This is a genomic window from Hyphomonas sediminis, from assembly GCF_019679475.1.
GTDB classification, from domain to species: domain Bacteria; phylum Pseudomonadota; class Alphaproteobacteria; order Caulobacterales; family Hyphomonadaceae; genus Hyphomonas; species Hyphomonas sediminis.
Genome location: NZ_JAIEZP010000001.1, coordinates 2,004,399 through 2,022,295, shown reverse-complemented (window position 1 = coordinate 2,022,295; position 17,897 = coordinate 2,004,399). Strand labels below are relative to the sequence as shown.

General features: G+C 61.9%; 15 protein-coding genes. 6 read left to right on the top strand and 9 right to left on the bottom strand.

What is annotated here, in order from left to right; translation table 11 throughout:
- The first annotated feature begins 3 nt into the window (after positions 1 to 3).
- Entirely contained in the window at positions 4 to 840 is an 837-nt protein-coding gene (locus tag K1X12_RS10105) for an HTD2 family dehydratase (RefSeq protein WP_220987474.1), read from the top strand.
- Between the two features lie 3 nt (positions 841 to 843).
- On the opposite strand, the gene K1X12_RS10100 is transcribed toward K1X12_RS10105, so the two are convergent.
- Entirely contained in the window at positions 844 to 2,742 is a 1,899-nt protein-coding gene (locus tag K1X12_RS10100) for an acetyl/propionyl/methylcrotonyl-CoA carboxylase subunit alpha (protein ID WP_220987473.1), read from the bottom strand.
- Between the two features lie 104 nt (positions 2,743 to 2,846).
- On the opposite strand from K1X12_RS10100, the gene K1X12_RS10095 reads away from it, so the two are divergent.
- Positions 2,847 to 3,236 (top strand): hypothetical protein, encoded by a 390-nt coding sequence (locus K1X12_RS10095; RefSeq protein WP_220987472.1) that lies wholly within the window; start codon positions 2,847 to 2,849, stop codon positions 3,234 to 3,236.
- Here K1X12_RS10095 and K1X12_RS10090 read toward each other — a convergent pair.
- The gene (locus K1X12_RS10090) at positions 3,206 to 4,096 is read right to left on the bottom strand and encodes a DUF817 domain-containing protein (RefSeq protein WP_225907938.1); all 891 of its coding nucleotides are present in this window, start codon (positions 4,094 to 4,096) and stop codon (positions 3,206 to 3,208) included. The two genes, K1X12_RS10095 and K1X12_RS10090, sit on opposite strands and share 31 nt — an antisense overlap.
- Before the next feature lie 130 nt (positions 4,097 to 4,226).
- Between K1X12_RS10090 and K1X12_RS10085 the strand changes: the two genes are divergently transcribed.
- Positions 4,227 to 4,559 (top strand): hypothetical protein, encoded by a 333-nt coding sequence (locus K1X12_RS10085; RefSeq protein WP_220987470.1) that lies wholly within the window; start codon positions 4,227 to 4,229, stop codon positions 4,557 to 4,559.
- Positions 4,560 to 4,572: 13 nt separating this feature from the next.
- On the opposite strand, the gene K1X12_RS10080 is transcribed toward K1X12_RS10085, so the two are convergent.
- The 3 genes from K1X12_RS10080 to K1X12_RS10070 all read right to left on the bottom strand — a co-directional run bounded on the left by K1X12_RS10080 (position 4,573) and on the right by K1X12_RS10070 (position 7,678).
- Entirely contained in the window at positions 4,573 to 5,373 is an 801-nt protein-coding gene (locus K1X12_RS10080) for an enoyl-CoA hydratase-related protein (RefSeq protein WP_220987469.1), read from the bottom strand.
- Positions 5,374 to 5,612: 239 nt separating this feature from the next.
- Positions 5,613 to 5,903: an EF-hand domain-containing protein gene (locus K1X12_RS10075; RefSeq protein WP_220987468.1), complete on the bottom strand. Its 291-nt coding sequence runs from the start codon at positions 5,901 to 5,903 to the stop codon at positions 5,613 to 5,615.
- 167 nt (positions 5,904 to 6,070) lie between these two features.
- Positions 6,071 to 7,678 carry a carboxyl transferase domain-containing protein gene (locus K1X12_RS10070; RefSeq protein ID WP_220987467.1) on the bottom strand — a complete coding sequence of 536 codons (1,608 nt, stop codon included), beginning with the start codon at positions 7,676 to 7,678 and terminating at the stop codon, positions 6,071 to 6,073.
- A gap of 123 nt (positions 7,679 to 7,801) precedes the next feature.
- On the opposite strand from K1X12_RS10070, the gene K1X12_RS10065 reads away from it, so the two are divergent.
- From K1X12_RS10065 to K1X12_RS10055, 3 genes are all read left to right on the top strand, one after another.
- Positions 7,802 to 9,580 carry a patatin-like phospholipase family protein gene (locus tag K1X12_RS10065; RefSeq protein ID WP_220987466.1) on the top strand — a complete coding sequence of 593 codons (1,779 nt, stop codon included), beginning with the start codon at positions 7,802 to 7,804 and terminating at the stop codon, positions 9,578 to 9,580.
- A 101-nt stretch (positions 9,581 to 9,681) separates the two neighbouring features.
- Entirely contained in the window at positions 9,682 to 11,649 is a 1,968-nt protein-coding gene (locus K1X12_RS10060) for a PAS domain-containing hybrid sensor histidine kinase/response regulator (RefSeq protein ID WP_220987465.1), read from the top strand.
- A gap of 132 nt (positions 11,650 to 11,781) precedes the next feature.
- The gene (locus K1X12_RS10055) at positions 11,782 to 12,270 is read left to right on the top strand and encodes an SRPBCC family protein (RefSeq protein ID WP_220987464.1); all 489 of its coding nucleotides are present in this window, start codon (positions 11,782 to 11,784) and stop codon (positions 12,268 to 12,270) included.
- Positions 12,271 to 12,311: 41 nt separating this feature from the next.
- Here K1X12_RS10055 and K1X12_RS10050 read toward each other — a convergent pair whose 3' ends face one another.
- The 4 genes from K1X12_RS10050 to K1X12_RS10035 form a co-directional block, all read right to left on the bottom strand.
- The gene (locus tag K1X12_RS10050; RefSeq protein WP_220987463.1) at positions 12,312 to 13,484 is read right to left on the bottom strand and encodes an isovaleryl-CoA dehydrogenase; all 1,173 of its coding nucleotides are present in this window, start codon (positions 13,482 to 13,484) and stop codon (positions 12,312 to 12,314) included.
- 50 nt (positions 13,485 to 13,534) lie between these two features.
- On the bottom strand, positions 13,535 to 14,818 hold the full coding sequence (locus K1X12_RS10045) for a lysozyme (RefSeq protein WP_220987462.1): 1,284 nt from the start codon (positions 14,816 to 14,818) through the stop codon (positions 13,535 to 13,537).
- A gap of 104 nt (positions 14,819 to 14,922) precedes the next feature.
- Positions 14,923 to 16,305: a magnesium transporter gene (mgtE, locus tag K1X12_RS10040; protein ID WP_220987461.1), complete on the bottom strand. Its 1,383-nt coding sequence runs from the start codon at positions 16,303 to 16,305 to the stop codon at positions 14,923 to 14,925.
- 58 nt (positions 16,306 to 16,363) lie between these two features.
- Positions 16,364 to 17,866 carry a flavin-containing monooxygenase gene (locus K1X12_RS10035; RefSeq protein WP_220987460.1) on the bottom strand — a complete coding sequence of 501 codons (1,503 nt, stop codon included), beginning with the start codon at positions 17,864 to 17,866 and terminating at the stop codon, positions 16,364 to 16,366.
- Positions 17,867 to 17,897: the final 31 nt, after the last annotated feature.

Sequence of the window (17,897 nt, the reverse complement as noted above, 5' to 3'; positions counted from 1 at the left end):
CGCATGGATATTACGCCATACCAGCACGCCATCGGGCGCACGGAAGTGTCGATCGACACGATCAGCCCTGTGCCCGCGCGCGGCCTTGCTGGCGCGCTGGATCTTGATCCGGACCTGATGTTTGACGGCGCTGAGCTGCCGCCGCTCTGGCTGTGGCTGTATTTCCTGCCCAGCCCGCGGGCATCGGATACGGGGCCGGATGGCCACGCCAGGCGCGGTAAATTCCTGCCGGACATCCCCCTGCCTCGGCGTATGTGGGCGGGCAGCCGTATCGAGTTTTTTGCGCCGGCAAAAATCGGCGGGGAGCTGACGAAGGTTTCGACGATCGCGAAAATCAGCGGCAAGACAGGCCGAACCGGCGACATGGCATTCGTGACGGTTCGCCACGCATGGTCGCGCGGCGGGGCAAGCCTGATGGAAGAGGAACAGGACATCGTGTTTCTGCCCATGCCGGATCACTATGCGCCGCCCGCCCCCATCCCTGCGCCGGAAGCCGATTGGCAAACGCCCGTGCCGGTGGACCCGGTATTGCTGTTCCGCTTTTCAGCGCTGACCTACAATGCCCATCGCATTCACTACGACGCGGCCTATGCCAGCGACGTGGAAAAATATCCGGGCCTTGTGGTGCATGGGCCACTGCAGGCAATCTGGCTGATGGACGAGGCCCGCAAGCGAAATCCGGATCGGGAAGTCCGCCGGTTCAGCTTTCGCGGCGTCCATCCGCTTTTCAGCCACGACCGCGTTACAGTCTGTGGCCGAACGAATGAAGGCGGCCTTGACCTGTGCACCGTCAACAGCGCCGGGGCGCAGTGCATGCAGGCAAGCCTGAGCTGGGCGTAAGCCTTACTCTTCGACGAGCGAGACGAGCAGGTCACCCTCAGCGACCTGTTGGCCGGGGCTGGCGTGCACCGCCTCCACCACGCCGTCGCGCGGCGCGGCAAGCGAGTGCTCCATCTTCATCGCCTCAAGCACGGCGAGCGTATCGCCCCGCGCGACGCTCTGGCCGGGCTGCGCCACGAGCGTCAGCAGCTTGCCTGGCATGGGCGCTTTCACGGCGTCCCCACCCAGCGCAGCCTCTGCGTCGGCACTATATTCCGGCACGGTAACGAGGAAGGTGTCGCCGCCGCAAGTCACGGCAAAGCGGCGCGGCGAAATATCCGTCACCAGAGGAAACGGCACATCTTCGGGCATCGCAATGCCAGCTTCGACCATCTCTGCTTCGCCATCTGCTGCAAGCACCACCGTGCGGCGGGCCGGCGCATTCAGTCGGAAACCATCATTGATGGCCCAGGGCGAGAGGCCGGGTTCTTCGTCCAGAAGGAGGCTGGCGACAGCGTTCACCGCGGCGTCATGATGCTCCGGCGGCACGGCCGTCAGCACATCCACATTCTCGCCGATCCAGTTTACGTGATGCGTGCCCGACTGGAATTCTTCCGAAAGCGCGCAGCGACGCAGGAAGCCGGCATTGGAGGGCACACCGGCGAGCTGGGTATGCGCCAGCGTATCGGTCAGGCGCTCCAGCGCTTCGTCCCGGTGGTCGCCATAGACAATCAGCTTGGCGATCATGGAGTCGTAATTGGAGGGCACGCGGTCGCCGGTTTCAAAGCCTGCGTCCCAGCGGACAAGTTCGCCATCGGGCTCTTCCAGCAAGCCGAACTCAAGGATCACGCCCGCGCCGGGCCGGAACCCTTCGGCGGGATCTTCCGCGCAGATGCGGGCCTCGATCGCGTGGCCGTTCAGCTCGATTTCTTTCTGCTTCAGGGGCAGCTTGCCGCCCGAGGCGACGATCAGCTGCCATTCGACAAGGTCCTGCCCCGTCACAAGCTCTGTGACCGGATGCTCCACCTGGAGGCGGGTGTTCATTTCAAGGAACCAGAACGTGTCTTTCGCGAGCGGCTTTGATCCGTCCACGATGAATTCAACCGTTCCCGCGCCCTGATAGCCCACAGCCTCGGCGAGCTTCACGGCAGCGTCCGTCATCGCCTTGCGGACATCCTCCGGCATCCCGGGCGCAGGCGCTTCCTCAAGCACTTTCTGGCGGCGGCGCTGCAGCGAGCAATCGCGCTCATAAAGATGCACCACATTGCCGTGGCTATCGCCAAACACCTGGACCTCGATATGGCGCGGCCGCTCGACGAGCTTTTCGAGCATCACGCGGCCATCGCCAAAGGCGCTTTCCGCTTCGCGTACGGCGCTGACAAGTTCGCCTTCAAGTTCGCCTGCCTTGCTCACCTGCCGGATGCCGCGTCCACCGCCCCCGGCAACGGCCTTGATGAGCAGCGGATAGCCGATGCCTTCGGCGGCCTTGGTCAGCGTCGCAATGTCCTGCGCTTCGCCGCGATAGCCCGGCAGCACGGGGACACCGGCGTCTTCTGCGATGCGCTTTGCTTCGTCCTTTGGACCCATCGACCGGATCGCCGCTGGCGGCGGGCCAACCCAGATCAGCCCGGCGGCGACGACTGCTTCGGCAAACCCGGCATTCTCCGACAGGAAGCCATAGCCGGGGTGGACCGCATCGGCGCCGGTTGCCCGTGCCGCTGCGATGATCGCATCGCCGCGCAGATAGCTTTCCGGCGCCGGCGCCGGGCCAATGCAAACGGCCTCATCCGCCTCACGCACATGCATTGCGGCACGGTCGGCTTCCGAAAAGACCGCAACCGTCTCGATTCCGAGCGCGCGGCAAGTATCCATGATCCGGCAGGCAATTTCGCCCCGGTTTGCGATGAGGAGCTTCGTAATCATGATGGCAGCAAGAGCCGATTTCGCTCGTAAAGACAAGTTGCAGTGCGAAACGATGCTGTTTAGCGTCTTAACACTGCGAATTTCTATCAAGGAGACCTGAGATATTGAAACGCTTGTTTCTGGCGATTGCTGCCTGCCTGATCGCGCTTCCCGCCACTGGGGAAGTTCTGACAAAGTCGCCGGTCATCAAGGAAATGCGGCAGATGTGTACGCGGGAAACCAAGGCGCTGGGCATACCCAAAGCCCGGTCCTATTGCGCCTGCGTCAGCAAGGCCGCAGTAAAATGGGTTGATGGCGCGGAAAACGACAAGGAACTGCAGATCCGGCTCTGGTCGCTGAAGAATGACATGCTTCCCGAAGAGACGCCCGATGAGGAGCTCTACCGGCGCACTTCTGAAGCTGGCATCGACCGGGAAGAAATGACCGCGGCTCTGTTCCTGAATTTCTACGAAATCGACGCTTTCTATACGAGCTGCGCGCCTGAGCTCTCCTGACGGTCACGCTTGCCGTGAACGGTGGCCACCAGCACGAAACTGATAATCATCAGGAGGTACCAGGACCCGAGCTTGGAAAGTGACACTATCTGCCATGCATGTTCCTGCCCCGGATAGGTCCAGGCGCGCGCAAATGTGCCGAGATTTTCGGCAAACCAGATGAACAGTGCAACCAGCAAAAAGCCGACAAGCAGGGGCATCGGCCGGTGCACTTCGTCGGGCCGGAACCACACGACCGTACGCAGATAGAGCAGCGCCGTAGCCGCAAACAGGCCATACCGGATGTCGACCACCCAATGATGGGCAAAGAAATTCACATACACCGCGACAGCAAGCAGCCCCTGAATCCAGAGCGGCGGGAACCGCGTGAAACGGAATTCGAAAATGCGCCAGACGCGAGCGAGATAAGACCCCACGGCAGCATACATGAAGCCGGAAAAGAGTGGCACAGCACCAATCCGCAAAAGGCTCTCTTCCGGATAAATCCAGCTGCCGGCAGATGTTTTGAAAAGTTCCATGATCGTGCCAACCACATGGAACACGAAGATGACGCGCGCCTCCTCCCAGGTTTCCAGGCCCGTCAGCAGCAGCACCGCCTGCAGCAAGACGGCCGCAATTACCAGAAAATCATAGCGTGAGAGAGCGGCCCCTTCAGGATAGAGAAAGTGCGTTGCCAACAGCAGGGCCAGCATCACGCCGCCGAAGAGGCATGCCCAGGCCTGCTTGATGCCAAAGCTGATAAATTCGAACACGCCGAGGCTCCAAGCCCCCCTCACCCAACGCTGCCGCAACGCGGCACGGGCCGCATGAAGCCGCGCTCTGAACCTGCTTGCAGCAGAAGATGTTCCATCGGGGGTCATAGCCAGTTCTCCTGCAGGGCAACCACGGCACAATGGCGGCGATTCCCGGCCTTTCGGCGGAAAATTTCAGGCTTTGTCGCGCCGGAGCAATCGCGTAAGGGTTAAGCGTCAAGTAACCAATGGGGATCCCATGGCCTATAATTCCGGAACCGGGCTTGCCAGCCTTGCTGGCGTCGTTGGCGGCGGCGTTGGCGCCTATCTCGGCTACAATGAAGCAATGGAAATCGGCATGCAGCCGATCCAGGGCGCACTGATCATGGGCGCAGTCGGCCTCGTTGTTGGCAGCGCCGGTGCATTCGTCCTGAAATCGCTGGCGCAGTTCATCATCTACATCGTGATGTTCGCGCTGCTCGCCTACATATTCCGGGGACAGATCGAGGCCCTGACGGGGATAAACCCCGTCGAGGCATTGGAAACCACACTCAATAATTTCGGCATCAACATCGATCTCGCCAAAGACTGACGAGATCCGCTGTTTAAGCCTTCCAGGAGGGCGTGCGCTTTTCAAGAAAAGCCGCAATGCCCTCCTTGCCTTCCTCCGACACGCGCCGCGCAGCAATGCGCTTGGCGGTGGTGTGCATCAGGGAATTGTCGATCTCCATCCCCGTAACATCATCAACGAGCTGCTTGGCATCGGCCACGGCGCCCGGCGCGGCGGAGAACACCAGGCGGGCGATATGTTCCTGCAACTCGCCCATCTTCACATCATCATCGGCCACGTAATGCACCAGGCCGATTTTCTCCGCATACGCAGCATCAAAGCCCTCCGCGGTCACGAACAGGGCTTTTGCCCAGCGCGGACCGATTGCCTGAACCACGAACGGACTGATGGTTGCCGGCGTCAGTCCGAGACGCACTTCTGAGAACCGGAACTGCGTGCCCGCCTTGGCAATGGCCACGTCGCACGCCGCCACAAGGCCAGCGCCGCCCCCCATTGCTGCGCCATGAACCAGCGCCAGCGTCATCTGCGGCATCTCATAAAGGCGGCGCAGCATCTCGGCGAGGCGCATCGCATCTTTTTCATTATCTTCGCGCGTATGCGTCGCGGCAATCTTCATCCAGTTGAGATCGGCGCCCGCTGAAAAGGAAGCCCCCTCGCCGCGCAGGATCATCATCCGAATACTCGGCTGCTCCGAAATCATCGTGAACACGTCCGTCAGCTCGGCAATCAGCTCCGCATTGAAAGCGTTGTGAACATCCGGACGGTTCAGCGAGACAACCGCCAGCCCCTCCTCCGTCGCTTCTAACCGGATCAGATCATAAACTGCGTCACGCATGGGAGTTTCCCTGTTTTCAAGTCTGTAGGCCCATCCTGCGCCAGTGCCCAGCACTGCGCAAGGCGGGGTGACCGCAGTTTCTCACGTCATCCTGAATCCCGCGAGCGGCTGAACTGTCGCGGCCGCAGAAATACACAAAAGGCCCGCTCCTGTTCGAAGCGGGCCTATCGTGACGTGGCGGAGGTCACGAAGAGGACTTCACGAGGAAGGAGGGCGCCTCCCCGGAAGATCCTGGCGCCTTACCAGGTGGTTTCACCAGTCGCGACATCAGCCTTGTCGGCAGCCGCTTCCATTGCCGCATTCCAGTCTGCTTCACTGATCTGGCCGTCATCGCCCGCGATCGCGGTGAATTTGTCGGTGGCTTCTTCCTGCGTATATTTGCCGTCAGCCGTCTTGTGCGCGATGAACTCCGATGCGCTGATGTAGCCGTCCGCGTTGGTGTCGAGATCTGCAAAGGTGGATTTTTCACCAGCATAGGCGCCCATGGCACCAACAAGCGCAGCGGCGGAAATCAGGGTAACGCGGATCATGTGTTTCACTCCTTTGACACAAGAACGCCGGGTTGGCCGGCGCCTCGTCTAAAGGACGCGCGAACTGAGATATCGATCCGTTACGATTCCGTCAGCCTGCGGGCGATTTTGTGGCAGGCGAAGCGCCACTGCAGCGCGGGCTACAGAACGCAGCCCGCGCAGAAATCCTACATCCGGAACACGCCGAACCCACGTTCGCCGAACGGTGCATTCAAACTCGCCGAAAGGGCGAGCCCGAGCACCCGGCGCGTGTCGGCGGGGTCGATGATTCCATCATCCCAGAGGCGCGCTGTTGAGAAATACGGGTTTCCTTCAGCCTCATAGAGATCCCGGATTGGCTGCTTGAAGGTGTTTTCTTCCTCCACGCTCCATTGCCCGCCGCGCCGCTCGATGCCGTCGCGCTTCACGGTCGCCAGCACGCTGGCCGCCTGCTCGCCGCCCATCACCGAAATGCGCGCATTCGGCCACATGAACAGGAAGCGCGGCGAATAGGCCCGGCCACACATGCCGTAATTGCCTGCGCCGAAGCTGCCGCCAGTCACCACGGTGAATTTCGGCACGCTGGCTGTCGCCACAGCGGTTACCATCTTGGCGCCGTCCTTGGCGATACCGCCCGCTTCGTATTTGGAGCCAACCATGAAGCCCGTGATGTTCTGAAGGAACACGAGCGGGATACGGCGCTGATCGGCCAGCTCGATGAAGTGCGCCGCCTTCTGCGCGCTTTCCGAGAAGAGAATCCCGTTATTGGCAAGGATCGCCACCGGCATGCCATAGATATGCGCGAAGCCACAGACGAGCGTTTCACCATAGAGCTTCTTGAACTCGTGGAACTCGGACCCGTCCACCGTGCGCGCGATCACTTCACGCGCATCATAGGGTTCGCGCACATCCTGCGGCACCAGGCCATGCATTTCACGCGGATCGTAAAGTGGTTCGGCCGGTTCCCGGTATTCAAATGGCTGAGGCTTCGGTTTCGCCAGTGTGCGGACGATTGAGCGCACGATGGCGAGGGCATGGGCATCATGCGCGGCGTAATGGTCTGCCACGCCGGAGCGCCGGGCATGCACATCGGCGCCGCCCAGGTCTTCCGCGCTGATTTCCTCGCCGGTGGCCGCCTTCACCAGCGGCGGGCCGCCGAGGAAGATCGTACCCTGCTTGCGCACGATTACCGTCTCGTCGCTCATCGCCGGCACATAGGCGCCGCCGGCGGTGCAGCTGCCCATCACGGCAGCAATCTGCGGAATGCCTTTCGCGCTCATCTGCGCCTGATTGAAGAAGATCCGGCCAAAATGCTCCCGGTCCGGAAACACTTCGGACTGGTGCGGCAGGTTCGCCCCGCCGCTGTCGACGAGGTAGATACAGGGCAGATGGTTTTCCATCGCCACTTCCTGCGCCCGCAGGTGCTTCTTCACGGTGATGGGAAAATAGGCCCCGCCCTTCACCGTCGCATCATTGCAGACGATCAGGCATTCCCGCCCCTCGACCCGGCCAACGCCGGTGATCAGTCCGGCGCCGGGCGCCTCGCCGCCATACATCCCGTTGGCGGCCAGCGCGCCGATCTCGAGGAAGGCGCTGCCGGGGTCAATCAGGCGCTCCACCCGCTCGCGGGGCAACAGCTTGCCGCGTTCGGTATGGCGGCGGCGCGATTCCTCGGACCCGCCCAGCGCAGCCTCGGCGGACCGGGCACGCAGATCCTCGACCAGCGCCTGCATGGCGGCGCGATTTGCAGCGAATTTGGCGCCGGAAACATCCAGCGCAGACTTCAGGACCGGCATGGCCCCTCCCTTACTTTTCGTTACGGCAGGATTAACCCCCTGATCTGCGGCTGTCACCCGTTGGTAAACTCTTTTGTGCTACAGGTCTTGAAGCTCACAGTTCGAGGATTCAGGTAAACGCGCATGTTCGGTCTGCTGCGCAAGGATTTCACCCCCGATCTCAAGACGATCCCTCTCCTGAAGGACGTCTCCCAGCGGGCTATGCGGTCGGCGGGGAAGGAAGCACGCTGGTTTGCCCTGCCCGCAGGCCAGCCGTTGTTCCTGGCGGGCGAGCCGGCCGATTCGATCTATTTCGTGCTGACAGGCGCCCTGGGCGCGTTTGGTGCCAAAGGCGAGTATGTCGGCCAGATACGCCCCGGCGAGCCGGTGGGCGAGATGGCCCTGTTCCTCGGCGGAATCGATGCCAATGGCAACGGCGCCATTCAGGACGCGCCCCATACCGGCTCAGTTTACGCCATGCGGGACTCCGAAGTCATCGGGCTCTCCCGGGCCGGCTGGAAGATGCTGGTAAAGTCAGAGCCGGAATTGCTGGAAGGAATGATCCGCATCATCCTGCGGCGCCTTGGCCGCGGCGCGCAGCATGCGTCGGAAGCTCCGCCAAAGGTCTACACGCTACTTTCCACCTCCCCCACTATCGACGTGACCCTGCGCGCCCGCGCGCTGAAAAACGCGCTTTCCCGCTTCGGCAAGCGCGCAATCGTGGTCGAAGAACATGAAGGCGGCGAGAAACCCGCCGCCTTCTTTGACCATCTGGAAGCCGAATATGATGCAGTGATCCTGACGGCGGCTATCGGCGCGACCCCCTGGTTTAGGCTGGCGACCCGGCAGGCGGATCGTATCTGGGTGCTTGCCCGTTCGGACGCCCGCCCCTCTACGCCTTTGATGCCGGAGGAGACCTCCCCGGCCCAGCGCCTGAAGCTGATCGACGTTATCCTTATCCATCCCGGCTCGGAACGCCGCGCGTCCCGCCCACAGGAATGGATGCAGGCTGCCGGCGCCCGCCGCCTGTTCCATTGGCAGGGGGACAATGGCGAAGACGCAATTCGCCTCGCCCGCGTAATGACTGGCCGGTCTGTCGGCATTGTGCTGTCGGGCGGCGGCGCCCGTGCCTACAGCCATATCGGCGTCATTCGCGCAATGCGTGAGCTTAACATCCCGATCGACTTTGCCGGCGGCGCGTCTATGGGCGCAGTCGTGGCTGCCTGTGTCGCCATCGGCTGGAGCGACGATGAAATCGACCGCCGCATCCGCAAGGCCTTCGTCGAGACCAACCCGCTGGGCGATTACAACCTCCCAGTCGTCGGCATGGTCAAAGGCAAGCGCGTAAACCAGCGCCTGCAGGAACATTTCGGCGAAATCGACATTGGCGACCTCCGCCTGCCTTTCTTTGCACTCTCCACCAACCTTGCCAGCGGAGAAGCCAAGCTTCATCGCAGCGGCCTGCTGCGCGATGCGCTGCGCGCGACGATCTCCCTGCCCGGCATCCTGCCGCCCTTCGTGGATGGCAATGATATCCTGGTAGACGGCGCGGTTCTGGATAACTTCCCCGTGGAGCCCATGCGGGCGCTGCATCAGGGATTTGTGGTCGGATCAGATGTCTCAGCCGTCCGGGACGGTCTGAACAGGGACGAATTTGCCAAGCCCATGAGCTTCTGGAAATGGGTTCTCACTCATGGCTTTTCCTCCCCGCCGCCCATCGCAGGCCTGCTGATGCGCGCCGCCACGATCCGCGACGACCGGGTTTCCGCCCGCGACAAGGCCGATATCCTGATCCTGCCGGAGCTTCCGGACGTCGAACTGAGGGACTGGAAAGCCTATGATGCCTCGGTAGAAGCGGGCTACAAGGCCGCCATGGACGTTCTCAAAGATCACGAGATCCGCACCCTGTGCTGCCCCGTCTGATTGACAGATCCCGGATGCCTAACCTGTAACATAAACACTACATTAAGCATGTTCATTGATGAATCCGGCGAAGAAATTCGCGACTCACGAGGATTCGGTCCATGGATGCACGTCTTTTCGACCTGCTGCCGGTAGTTGTTTGTGAAATAGCGCCGGTCCGCGGCGAGAATGGTGAAATTCTTGACCTGGAATGGACCGCCGCAAACCGACTTATGAATGAATCGATCCTGCCAGATGGCGGCAGCATTGTCGGTATGCGGGTTTTCGAGTTCGATCCCAATTACCGCTCCTCCCTGATGACCCAGAATGTCATCAAGGTGATCGAAAGCGGGGAACCTATCACTTACATGACCGGGCAAGGCCGCGCCGCCAAGATGCTCGGCAAGGTGATGAAAACAACGATCACTCCCTCTGGAGGCGGCGTCCTTGCCTGCTCCCATGAGGTGACTGATCTGGCGGAAGAGCGTGATGAAGCGCTGCGCCGGTTCGAGCTGGCCCGCACTGCCTGCGATTACTCCGTCAACGGCATTGTCCTGTCCAACAAGGATGGCCGAATCCTGTATGTGAACCGCTCCATCTGTGAAATGCTGGGCTATTCGGAAAGCGAACTGATAGATCAGAACCTCGGCATCCTGTATGGAATGGAAACTTTCCAGGCGGAAAAATCCCTTAGCCGGGACGTGCTCAAGAAAATTGCGCGGGAAGAACTGATCCGTCATGTGATGGATGCCGAGGCGTTTACCAAAACGGGCGAAAAGATCCGTATCGAAGCATCCATTTCCAGCGCCACCTGGGGCAATTCCGATGAAATGGTGTTCATCACTTACATTCGGGATGTGCGCGAAGAGCGCCGCAAAGCTCATGAATTGCGCGATGCGCTGCACCGCGCCGAGCAAGCCACACGCCTGAAATCCGAATTCCTGGCAAATATGAGCCACGAAATCCGCACACCGCTGAACGGCGTTCTCGGAATGGCCCAGGTGCTCGCGCATGGGCAGCTTTCGGATGTGCAGGCAGAACAGGTTGGCGTCATCCTCGACAGCGGCAATACGCTGATGATCCTGTTGAACGACATTCTGGATCTCTCCAAGATCGAAGCCGGCCGCATGGATCTCTCCCCCGTTCCGGGAGACCTGCGCCATAAGCTCAGTGGCCTGTTCAAGCTGCACGAAGCCACCGCACGGGAAAAAGGCATCGGCATCCGCCTGTTCGTCGATCCCAGCGTTCCTTCCCGCCTGATCTTCGATCCTGTGCGCGTGCGCCAATGCGTCGGCAACCTCGTGTCCAACGCCATCAAGTTCACCAGCGAAGGCGAGGTGATGATCGTCGTCACATCCGAACCGCGCGAGAATGGCGAATACGGCGTCACGATCCACGTTTCTGACACGGGCGTCGGCATCAGTGCAGACAAGGTCGAACGCGTATTCGAATCCTTCGCCCAGGAAGACGGCTCCACCACACGCAAGTTCGGCGGCACGGGCCTTGGCCTGTCGATTACGCGCAAGCTTGCCCGCATCATGGGCGGCGATGTCACCGCTGTATCCGAGGCCGGCCGCGGCTCCATCTTTACACTGAGGTTTATCGCGCAGACCTCTGCAAGCGGCTCGGGCGATACAACCAACATGGTGCACCTGCCCGTCCGTACGCCGCGCACAGGGCTTACCGGTTGCCGCGCGCTGGTCGTTGACGATAACGGCATCAACCGCCGCGTGGCGCGTTCTTTCCTCGAGTATTACGGCATCATCATCCGCGAAGCCTGCGACGGCAACGAAGCGCTTGAAATCATGGGCCGCGAAACCTTCGACATCGTGCTCATGGATATACACATGCCCGGCCTTGATGGCGCGGAGGCATTCAAACGCCTGCGCAATTCCGGCAGCCTCAACCGGCTTGTCCCGGTGGTCGCGCTGACGGCGGACTCGATGCATGGCGACCGGGAGAAATACCTCTCCAAAGGCTTTGACGGCTACGTCTCCAAGCCCATCGAGGAGCGCACCATGATCACGGTGATCAGCCAGATCCTCTCCGTTCCGGCAGAAGATACCGAAGCCCTGCTGGCCGCAGGTTGACGCCGCGACCTGACGCGAGGTGACCCCGGAGATTGCCCCGTCCGTCCGTAGACGGCTGGACAAGCCCGCCTATAGTTCCGCCAGACGAGGCAACGCAGGCCGCCCAAAACCGGTAGTCGGGGAGAGATAGCAATGGCAAAGCCGCTGAAAGTTCATAAGGCCGTCGGCGAGGAATACCTGGCAAGGGCCAAACAGGCCAGCGCCGTACATCGTTACCCCTTCCCGGCGGAGATGGTCTGGAACGCCCTGCTCGACGCCGAAACCTGGACCCAGTGGCTGCCCATCACCAAGGTCACCTGGACCAGCCCCAAGCCCTGGGGCCCCGGCACGACACGCACCGTCGAAATCGGAGACCAGAAAGTCGACGAAACCTTCTTCGCCTGGGAAGAAGGCCGCCGCATGGCCTTCCGCTTCGAGCGGTCCACCCTGCCGGTCTCTGCCGCTGTCGAGGACTACCGGGTGGTGCCCGTTGAGGGCGGCTGCGAAATGCGCTGGAGCGGCAAGGCCAGCGCCCCGCTCATCCTCGGCGCGCTGGTTACAGCCCAGCTCACCAAGGGCATCGTTCAGGGCCAGCCGAAACTGGAACAGATCATCGCCGCCAATCCGGACAAGTTCCGCTAGGATTTAAACGCCGCCTAGTAAAGAACGGAGCCGGAGAAACCTCAAGCTGTCTCCCCGAACAGCTCGCGCCCGATCAGCCAGCGGCGGATCTCGCTCGTGCCCGCGCCGATCTCGTAGAGTTTGGCATCGCGCAGCAGGCGGCCGGTCGGATAGTCGTTGATATAGCCGTTTCCGCCGAGGATCTGGATCGCGTCCAGCGCCAGCTTGGTGGCCGTTTCTGCCGCATACAGAATGGCGCCAGCAGCGTCCTTCCGGGTAGTCTCGCCCCGGTCGCAGGCCTTGGCAACAGTGTAGACGTAAGCCTTCGCTGCATTCATCTGAACGTACATGTCGGCAACCTTGCCCTGGATCAGCTGGAACTCGCCGATCGACTGGCCGAACTGTTTGCGATCGTGGATGTAAGGGATCACCACATCCATCGCCGCCTGCATGATGCCCGTCGGCCCGGCGGAGAGCACCGCGCGCTCATAGTCGAGCCCGCTCATCAGAACGCCGACGCCGCCATTCAGCGGGCCCATCACGTTCTCTTCCGGCACTTCACAATCTTCAAACAGCAGCTCGCCCGTTTCCGATCCGCGCATGCCGAGCTTGTCCAGCTTCTGGGCAACCGAATAGCCCTTCATCCCGCGCTCGATCAGGAAGGCGGTAATGCCGCGGCTGCCTTTCTCGGGCTCGGTCTTGGCATAGACCACCAGAACATCCGCATCCGGAGAGTTCGTGATCCACATCTTCGTGCCGTTCAGCACGTAGCGGTCACCCTTCTTCTCCGCGCGCAGCTTCATCGAGACGACATCGGAGCCTGCTCCGCTCTCGCTCATCGCCAGCGCGCCAAGATGCTCGCCGGAGACGAGCTTGGGCAGGTAGCGCGCCTTCTGGGCGTCATTGCCCCAGCGGCGCAGCTGGTTCACGCAAAGGTTCGAATGGGCGCCATACGAAAGCCCGACCGAGGCCGAAGCGCGGGAGATTTCCTCCATCGCCACCACATGTTCGAGATAGCCAAGGCCCGTGCCGCCCCATTCTTCTTCCACCGTGATGCCGAGCAGCCCCAGCTCCCCCATCTTCGGCAGCAGGTCGCGCGGAAACTTGTCCGTCCGGTCGATCTCCGCAGCGCGCGGGGCGATTTCCGCCTGGGCAAAGTTTTTCACGGTCTCGCGGATCATGTCCGCAGTTTCACCGAGATCGAAGTTCAGCGTGGGATAAGTGTTCGTCAGCATGGCCTTTCCCTAGCAAGAGCCTGCCCGCCTGTCACCGCCCGAGTGAGGGATCAGTCTTCCTGCGTCAGCGCGCGGTAGAGATAGTAGGTGGCCACCACGAACAGGAAGCCCCCGCCGAGCGACAAGAGCGGCCCGAGCCAGGCCTCATTGTCCGGCAGCGGCGCGTGGGCCGCCATATCGACCAGTTCGCGAACACCGAGGATCAGACTCACCAGCCCCAGTCCCGAAAGCAGCGCATAAGGCACCCAGCGACCCAGTGCTTCGGTGCGGCCCTGATCAGGGCCATTCTCTTCGATTGCACGGCGAATGCCGGATTCGTCGATCTCGACCGGCGCCAGATCATCCACGATCACGCCTTCCGCCGGTGGCAGTGCTGCATCGGCAGGCGGCAGTGATGCCGCAACCGTATCCTGCGGCGGCTGGGCCGGCGGAAACGATGGCTGGGCCAAAACCCGCCCGCTGCCATTGGGTGGGCGCGGCGTGCGGCGGCGTTCGATGCCGTCTGGCGGGCCTTTCACGGCCACCGGCGCCACTCCCGGCGGCTGCGGCAGCGCGCCCTCTTCGCCCGGACCGGCAAGGTCGGCGATAGCGCGGGTAATCTCTTCAACGCTCGGGCCTTCTTCGCCGGGCGCCAGGGTTTTGCCAGGCGTGGAAGGCGGCGGCGGCGGGCTCTCGCCCAGGATGCGCGCAATGCGTTCGCTCACGGCCCGCGCGGCGGCTTGCGGCGCGGTTTCCGGGCCGCGTCCACGCGCTGGCGGCAGATCAGCCTCACCCCGCGCTTCAATGATGACGGCGCGCTCAGGCGGTGGCGGGAAAGGCTGCCCGCCATCTTCCGGAATGGGACGGATCAGGGCTCCGGGCACAGGCGCCGGCCCCGAAGGATGCTCCAGGAACAGCGAAATCTCCGCCGCGCGCCGGCGCACCAGCGCGTCGATGATCTTCACCTCGCCGCCTACGCGCCCCTTGCGCCACAGCCACATATCAGCCGCCGCCGAAAGCCGGTCGCCCTCATTGAGATTGGCCAGCACGCTGGAAGACTGGAACGCTCCCACGCCGATATTCCAGGCAAAGGAAACCAGCGCATCGAATTCATTCTGGGTCAGCGGGGCGAGCACTTCGTCATGGATCAGCTGCTCAACCGGCGGCAAATCGGCATGGGCCAGCACAAGTTCGGCGTCTTCGGGCGTCACTTCGAGGCCTGCCCGCGCTGTTTTTGTGTGACCATAGCCCACAATCCAGCGCCCATCCGGCAGGCGGCTGGCGCGCGACCGGAAGCCCTCGAAGCCCTTTATGAGCTCGAGTCCCTTGGCAGATGTGCGAAGGGGACCACCCAACGTTCCGTTGCTCCCATTCTGGTACAACTGGCGATATGCCTACAGGTGTGCCTTGCAAAAGGCGCGCCCTTTCGCCTGAAAGGTGAGATTCGGCGTAAAAAGTGTCAGTTTTTCAGTAGAACCAGACTGGCCAGCCCCAGGAATGAGAAAAAAGCCATCACATCCGTCAAGGTCAGCACGAAGACCGAGGAGGCAACGGCGGGGTCTGCGCCGAGGCGTTTGAGCGTCAGCGGCACGAGGATGCCGGAAAGCCCGGCCCAGATGAACGTGCCCAGCATTGCCACCGCAATGACGACCGCCAGCCGCACATCCTGGAACCACAACAGCGCCGCAAGGCCTACGCCCACGCCGATAATGAGGCCATTGATCAGCCCCGCCAGCGTCTCGCGCAGCACGGCGCGGCGCGCGGCGTCACCATCCAGTTCCCGCGTTGCAATCGCGCGCACGGCCACCGCCAGCCCCTGGCTGCCAGCATTGCCGCCCAGCGCCGCGACCACCGGCATCAGGATCGCCAGCGCCACGATCTGCTCGATCGCGCCTTCGAACAGCGAGATTATGCCCGAGGCGATGAACGCCGTCAGCAGGTTCACGCCCAGCCACGGCACGCGCGCCTTCACGGTTTCCATCACCGTGTCCGACACGTCGGCCGAAGACACGTTCGACAGCGCCAGCAGGTCTTCGGAATGCTCTTCCTGGATAACGTCGACCATGTCGTCGACCGTGATCATGCCCACCAGCCGGCCGGCATGGTCGGTCACCGGCGCAGACGCCATCGAGTATTTCTGGAACCGCCAGGCCACCTCTTCCTGATCGAGATCAGGCGTCAGTGTGGTCTGCGGGTCATGCATGATGTCTTCCAGCGCAATTTCGCGCGGCTGGCGCATCAGGGCGGAAAGCTGCACGGTGCCCAGAAGGCGGTGCGCCGGGTCCACCACATAGATCTCGTAAAACGTCTCGGGCAGTTCTTCCCCGCGTCCCCGCGCATGGTCGATCGTCTCGCCCACGGTCCAGAACTCGGGCACGGCCACGAATTCCGTCTGCATGAGACGGCCAGCCGTTTCCTCTTCATAGGCAAGGCTGCGCTCCAGCTCGGCGCGGTCTACCGGCGCGAGGTCTTCAAGGATCCGCTCGCGGCGATCTTCCTCGAGGTCCTCCAGAATGGTGGTCGCGTCATCGGAGTCCAGCTCGTCGAGCGCCTGGGCCACCGCCTCGTCCGGCAGCACCTCGACCGCGCCCTCCCGGTAAGCGTCCCGCAGTTCGATCAGGACTTCCGAAGGCAGGTCCTCACCGAGCAGCTCAACGGCTTCCTCGAACGTGTCATACGGCAGCGCTTCGAGCGCGTCGGCCGCGTCTGCCGGGTGCATGCGATTGAGCGTCCGCGACAGCCAGCGGGTATCACGCTCGCCGATAGCATCGGCAAGGTCCTTGAGCAGCACGGGATCTACCCCGCCGGACTCAGGCTGGTTGAGGGCGCTGGTATCGGTCATTGGCGCCACTCATGCCGGGGTTGTTGCATCCCGGCAAGAGCCGCCGCTGACAGACGTTCTAGCTGTAACGGAATTCTGCCCCGTTGAGGTCGATCTTCGGAAACTCGTCCTTTTCCCGCCAATAGTCCTGCGTGTGCTGCCATTCGCGCGCGGTGCCGCGCTTGGGCATCAGGTGCATCGAGCGGGCAAGGTATCCGGGGTTAAAGTTGTCCTCGTCGATCCAGGGCAGGATTTCCATATTGTGGTCCTGTGGCCGCAGGGCGACCTCCACCTGTTTCACCTTCTTCTCGTCCATATGCTTCAGCAGGCGGCAGACGAGATCGCCCATCATGTCCACCCGCAGCGTCCAGCTCGCCCGGAAATAGCCGAACACCCAGACCAGATTGGGCACGCCGGTAAACATCATCCCGCGATAGGTGATCGTGTCGGCCCAGTTCACCGGCTTGCCGTCCACTTCGAACGGAATATCGCCCAACACAGACAGGTTAAATCCCGTCGCCGTGACGATCACATCGGCTTCCAGTTCCTTGCCGGATTTCAGCAGGATGCCCTTCTCCGTGAACCGGTCGATATGATCGGTCACCACGCTCGCTTTGCCTGCCTTGATGCCCTCAAACAGGTCAGCTTCCGGCACGAAGGCAATCCGCTGCTGCCACGGCCGGTAAGCCGGCGTGAAATGGCTCATGTCGAAGTCTTCCGGCAGGCACGCCTTCACCCCGTCCAGCAATTCCTGCCGCAATGCCTCGGCATCCTCGAAAGACCGGCGCGTAAACTCGGCCTGATCGTGATTATACTTCCGCCGCACGATCTCGTGGATCCAGGCCTCGTCCACCTGCAGCATGCGAAGCTCGTCTGCCAGCAGGTTTTCATTCCTTGCCGGGATGAAATAAGTAGGTGACCGTTGCAGCAACGTGACATGCTCACACTTGCCCGCAATCGCCGGCACCACAGTCGCCGCCGTCGCGCCAGAGCCGATGCAGATCACCTTCTTGCCGGTCAGGTCCAGATCTTCCGGCCAGGTCTGCGGGTGAACGATCTGGCCTTTGAAATCCTTCATTCCCGGCCATTCCGGCGTGTAGCCCTCAGCGTGATTGTAATAGCCCTGGCACATCCACAGGAAATTCGCCGTGAAGGTCAGTACGTCGCCGGTCTCAAGGTTCTCCGCCTTCACCGTCCACTTTTTCTTCGCGCTCGACCATTTGGCCGACTTTATCTTGTGGCGATAGCGAATGTGCTGGGCAAGGTCGTTTTCCTCGATGACCTCCTTCATGTATTTCAAGATCTCTTCTCGGCTGGCGATCGGCGGGCCGACCCACGGCTTGAAGCGATAGCCGAATGTGTAAAGGTCCGAGTCCGAACGAATGCCGGGATAGCGGTGCATGTGCCAGGTGCCGCCAAAGCTCTCATAAGCCTCCAGCACGACGAATTTCTTCTTCGGCATCTGCGTTTTGAGGTGATACGCTGCGCCGACGCCGGAAATCCCTGCGCCTACGATCAGCACATCGAAGTGTTCCGTCTTTGCCTTGGGTTTGCTCGCCTTGAGCGTCGCCGTATCTGCCATGCAGTCCTCCCTGGGCTCTGTCTGCTTGGCG